The organism is Streptomyces sparsus (genome assembly GCF_054776295.1).
In genome coordinates, this window is sequence record NZ_BAAHCA010001185.1 from 1 (window position 1) to 1275 (window position 1275).

A 1275-nucleotide genomic window follows, 5' to 3' on the forward strand; every position below is an offset into this window, starting at 1 on the left:
GGGGGCGGCGGACTGCCGCGTACCGCGAGTGGCTCGCGGCTGCGGCGTGAGGGTTCAGCGTGCTGTGTGACGTTCGGCGTGCGACGGTTTTCCCGCGCTCCCGGCGTTCGTATCCCGGGGCGCGGGTCGGCGGGGCGGTGCTCAGCGTTCGGTGAGCATGCCCTTGCGGAGCTTGGTGAGGGTGCGGGTCAGGAGCCGGGAGATGTGCATCTGCGAGAGTCCCAGTTCCTCCCCGATCTGCGACTGGGTCATCTCGGAGCCGAAACGCATCTCCAGGATCTGCTGCTCCCGGGCGTCGAGCTGTGCGATGAGCGGCTGGAGGGCGTGCAGGTTCTCGACGCACTCCAGGGCCGGGTCGATCTCGCCGAGCCGGTCGGCGACGGTCGGGCCGGCGCTGCCGTCGCCGCCCTCGTCCGGCGCGGTGTCCAGGGAACCGGCGGTGTAGCCGTTGCTCGCGACGAGACCCTCGATGATCTCGTCCTCCTCCAGGTTCAGCCGCTCCGCCAGCTCGGCGGTCGTCGGCGCCCGGCCGAGCCGCTGCGACATGTCGTCCTGCGCCTTCGCGAGGTCTATGCGCAGCTCCTGGAGACGCCGCGGGACCCGCACCGACCAGCTGGTGTCCCGGAAGAACCGCTTGATCTCGCCCATGATGTAGGGCACGGCGAAGGTGGTGAACTCCACCTCGCGGGACGGGTCGAAGCGGTCGATGGCCTTGATCAGGCCGATCGTGCCGACCTGCACGATGTCCTCGGTGTCACCCGTCCGGTTGCGGAACTTGCGCGCGGCGTAGCGGACCAGGGTGAGGTTGATCTCGATCAGGGTGTTGCGGGCGTACTGGTACTCCGCGGTGCCCTCTTCCAGCGTCTGCAGCCGGGCGAGGAACAGCCGGGACATCTCCCGGGCGTCCTTCGGCGCGACCCGCTGGGTTTCGACCACCAGCGGGAGCTCTGCGACGGCTTCCTCTTCGTGCGGGAGGTCCGTTGCGGGGACCTCAGCCGTTTCCGTCGCGTGCGCCGAGCGCAGGCCGGTGGATTCGGTGACGTTCACGAAGCCCTCCCAGGACAGTTGTCGGACGGAAAGCGTGTACCCGGGAACCTGCCGACTAATCGGTTCCCTCCGGCGGTTTCTGTCTGTGGCGTGCGTCACCCGCCGTGCGCGACCGTTGACGTCCTCCTGCCCAGGGTCCGGGCGCTAACACAGGAAAATCACGACGGGATCTCTCCGGGCGGTCGGCGCCCCCGGGACTCGGCCTCGCCGGGCCCGGCGAGGCCGTCG

Annotated in this window: 1 protein-coding gene; it reads right to left on the minus strand. The window is 69.6% G+C overall.

Annotated elements, in window-relative coordinates; genetic code table 11:
• Positions 1-141: 141 nt before the first annotated feature.
• The gene (locus ACYVE9_RS27295; protein ID WP_461030565.1) at positions 142-1047 is read right to left on the minus strand and encodes an RNA polymerase sigma factor SigF; all 906 of its coding nucleotides are present in this window, start codon (positions 1045-1047) and stop codon (positions 142-144) included.
• Between the last annotated feature and the right edge of the window lie 228 nt (positions 1048-1275).